The sequence below is a fragment of the Spiroplasma endosymbiont of Megaselia nigra genome, assembly GCF_003987485.1.
Lineage (GTDB): Bacteria > Bacillota_I > Bacilli_A > Mycoplasmatales > Mycoplasmataceae > Spiroplasma.
Window position 1 is genome coordinate 1 of record NZ_RCOO01000098.1, and the last position, 4,134, is coordinate 4,134.

The 4,134-nt window shown below is 23.3% G+C and carries 5 protein-coding genes; all 5 read right to left on the minus strand.

What is annotated here, in order from left to right:
• A partial coding sequence (locus tag D9R21_RS04655) for a lipoprotein (protein ID WP_158613894.1) occupies positions 1-292 on the minus strand: 292 nt, incomplete at its 3' end.
• Between the two features lie 4 nt (positions 293-296).
• Entirely contained in the window at positions 297-1,241 is a 945-nt protein-coding gene (locus D9R21_RS04660; RefSeq protein WP_126821293.1) for a ribosome-inactivating family protein, read from the minus strand.
• Positions 1,242-1,273: 32 nt separating this feature from the next.
• Positions 1,274-2,668 carry a hypothetical protein gene (locus tag D9R21_RS04665; RefSeq protein WP_126821294.1) on the minus strand — a complete coding sequence of 465 codons (1,395 nt, stop codon included), beginning with the start codon at positions 2,666-2,668 and terminating at the stop codon, positions 1,274-1,276.
• A gap of 339 nt (positions 2,669-3,007) precedes the next feature.
• Positions 3,008-3,409 (minus strand): hypothetical protein, encoded by a 402-nt coding sequence (locus D9R21_RS04670; protein ID WP_126821295.1) that lies wholly within the window; start codon positions 3,407-3,409, stop codon positions 3,008-3,010.
• Between the two features lie 473 nt (positions 3,410-3,882).
• Positions 3,883-4,134 (minus strand): hypothetical protein (locus D9R21_RS04675; RefSeq protein ID WP_206609239.1); only part of this gene is annotated, 252 nt, incomplete at its 5' end.

Here is a 4,134-nt window from a genome sequence, read left to right on the forward strand (position 1 = left end):
CAAGTTCAATACTCGGATGTGTTCTATCTATTAAAGTATTATTTTTAAACTTAGTAATATTTCAAGTATTAGTTTTTCAAACAACAAAATAATACTTATTATCAACTGTATTAAATGGTTTTTCTTGTGGTGCTATTCATTCTAAAATACCATTTTTTGTAGTTATTTTGTTTTCTTCTTTTAGTTTTTTTAATCCTTCTTCGCTATATTGTGGTGTATTACAAGCAACTAAACTTGTTGTACTTGTTACTATTAAAGTGATTGTTCCCAAAATAATTAATAAATTTTTCAATTTTTTAATTACTTTCTGCGGCTAAAACAGCAATATTAATTATTTTGTTATATTCTTCTTGATTTTCTGGAACAATTTTTGTTTCTAATATTCTATAATATTTTTTACTATATTTGCCTCAGTCATTAAGTGTGTTTTTATGATCTTTTCAAATAATTTTTTTATTATCATCAATTAAAACCTTCTTAATACTATCTCTAACAGAAAAAAATCTCATTGATTCTGAAGTGGTTAAAATTGTTCTGACTAAATCATCTTTAATAGTGTGTTTATTTTCTTTAGTTATATTGCTTAAATTACTAATAGAATTATTAATATGATCTCTAGTAATACTTATATTTTCATTTTCAACTAAGCTACTATAATTTCCTGAAAAACCAAGAGATTCTGAAATGGCGTCATCTATATTTGTAATTTTTGCATCATTAAAATGTCAATATATTTTATTATTATTTTTATCAGTGTTAATAACTCCCTCTAAATATAAATTACTTGTATCAAAGACTAACTCAATTTCATGATTTTTATTACTTAAAGGAATAATTTGATGTTTATTAATACCATTATTTTTTAATTTAAATACTTTTTTTGAATTATGATTAGTATTTTCTATAAAATTAACTTCTATGGGGTCAATATTTTTACTATTTTGGAGATAATTTATATTTTCTCTCAAATATCTTATATAAGTTCCATATTTAGAAGCTGGATGAGTTCTATTTTTAGAAGAAAAATTACTAGAACTTTTAATTTTATTAAATATTTTTCTTAAACTATTTGATCTATTTCTACTATGAGTAGGTTTTTCAACTCTGCCCCTATTAACTGGTCTTGAATTTCTATTTCTATTTAAATTATTTTGAGAATATGATGAAGGAGCAATAGTGAATGACATTGGTGTATTACTTAATAATGTTATAGAACCTAATAAACTTAATATTTTTTTCATAATAAATTTTACCCCTTTTAAAATGTTTCTATTTATCTAGTTGATGTTTCTCCAATAGTAGAAAATTGATATGAAAGATTAGCTTTCCCATTAAAAGTTATACTGTAATCATCATTTATTGTAACTTCTTGTGGTAAAAGATAATATTGTTTTAGTTTTTGCATAATTTCTTTAATTGAAATTTTAAATATAGTTTTTTCGTTATTTTCATTTATTATTTCTGAATTAATTTCACCATAAATATCTTGTTTTAAATTCAATGTTACTTGTGCTAATACTTTATCTAAAAAAGTGCTAACTTCAATCTTTTGATTACCTTCAACATTAAGCTCTTGAAAGGGTAATTCTAATTCAAAAATTTTTATACTTTGTTTTTCTTGACTATTTCCTAAATCAAAACTATTTGATAATGAAATTGATTTTGAAAAAGAATTACTAAATGATTTAGAAATTTCTTGAGTAGAATTATACATTGTTAACGAACTTGTTTCACTGGCAGAAGTTTTTTGGTGACTACTACTAGCGGATCCACCTATACTAAATCCAAATAAATTAAACCCAGCACTACCACCAACTTCTGATGAGTTTGTTGATGAATTACTTTGACTATGTCCTGTTTGTAACCCAGTAGTTGAACTACTAGAACTAGTAGAACCAGAACTAACTTCTGAATTTGTTTGTAACCCAGTTGTTTTACTTAATCCTGTTATAATTTGAAAACTTTTTACTTCTTGAATTGTATATTTACAATTTGATGTTCTTAATTTTTGTTCTGTTGATAAATTATTTTCTAAAATTGTTTTACCAGAACAAATATTTTCTTTATTTTTATTAATTATTGGTTCAATACTTTTTGATGCAATCACATTAGAATATATTAAATTATCTGTGTTAATATTTTTAATTTCTTTTACAATATTTTCTTTATTTTTATCTCTAAAATTTAAAAATATTCCTTTTTCAATTAATTCATTTAAATTAATAATTTTATTTTGTTCATTATCTATTGCATAATAAATTTTCTTTTCACCAAAATATTTGTTGCTATTACTTTTTGCTTTAATCGTAGCTGATTTTGTTGTTTTATTAGTTACCTCTAATTGTGAAATATCTAAATTGTGATTTAAATAGTTTAGTTCATTTAAAATTGCATTATTATCATTAGTAATGATATTTAAATTAAAGGTTAAAATATTTTTATTTAAATCTGTTCTAACTTTAAAATTATCACAATAACAAGAACTATTGGTATTATACTTATTTGAATTGCTTTTTACACCAAGTTCTAATATTCTGCCAACAACTTTTTGTTTAACATAAACTTGTGATATATCTAAACTCGGATTTTTAGTTTTTATTGCTGATAAAATCGTGGCATCACTAGTATCATCAACAGGGCCTATACATGTTTTAAAATCAGTAATCAAATCTGGCTTAACAGTAAAATAAACTTTTTTATAATCTTTATATTTATTTGAACTATAATGTGGTGATCCATCAATATCTGCTGATGTACTTGTTATTTGACTAACATCAACTTCACTAGTATCTAAACTGGGGTTCTTTGTTTTAACAGCCGCTTTAATAGTTGAAACATTATTATTATCTAAAGCACCTATATTTGTATTTATAATGAATTCTTTTATACTATTAAGCTTATAAAATCTGTCATTTTTAATTTTAAAATATAAAGTATTTTCTGAAAAAGATTTTCATACATAATTATGATCATTAAATTTTGTTCTTCAAGGTTCATTTGATCATATTTAAATTGTATAATCATTATTATATGGAATTCCATTTAATAAATTTTCTATTTCAAATTTTATTTGTATACTTATATCTTTTCAATAAAGGATTTCTTTAATTACATCGCCGTTATTATTTTTTATAATAATTTTATTATAAACTTGATTAACTTCATTAGAATGTACTACTCTATAATCTCCTAAACCACCAAGTCTAATTTTTTTATTAGTAGTATCTAAGCTTAGTGTTCCTTTTAATATATCAGATATTCCATAAAAATTTATATAAATTCACCCATATCAATTATCTCTTTTTTTTCTAATTAAATTTTCTTTTTGATAAGGACTAGCGGCAATTGTTGTTGGAATAGCAGCCCCACTAATTGTTAATGCGCTTAATAAACTTAACAGTTTCTTCATTTTGTATAATTTCCTTTCTTTATATCTTGAAAATTTTTATCAAGATCTATTGACATTATATATATATATATATATATGCAAGTCAAGCATTTTTAAATATATTATTTTAGAAAGGAGAAGATCTAATATGATTATTATTTTTGTTATATTTTACTAAATCTGGGCTCGCGGTGATTTTCATAATTTTGTGAAAAATGCCTTAAAGTTTAAAAAAACTTTTGCCGTGCTTTTCAAAATACTTGGTAAAAATTCTAAGCGTTAAGCGAAGAATTTTATAAAGGTTTCCAAATTTGTTTGAAAGAATCTCAAAATATTTTTTAACTTATAAGTCATTTTATCACAAAAATTTAAGAAAATCAACCGCTCGCCCAAAACCTAAAAAAATCTGCTATTTCAGATTTAATAAACATATAGATAAAAATTAAGTGAAATATTCTTTAATTTTATTTCAATAGCATTATAACATAAATATTTTAAATTCCCATTTTAAAACGATACGGATAAGAACCATAAAACAAAGCATCGTATGGATCGTGGTACATTTTACTATCGGGTGTGTTTGTTTTAGTATCACTAAATCTTAGTTCACTAATGCACTTATCTAAAAATGGGAAGTTATCTAATACGCCATATATTTTGCCTTGAACAAACATTTTTCTTATTCAGGTTACGCGATTGATTATACCCGCTTCTTTATTAAGAGATGTCTGATGTTTTTTGGCTTT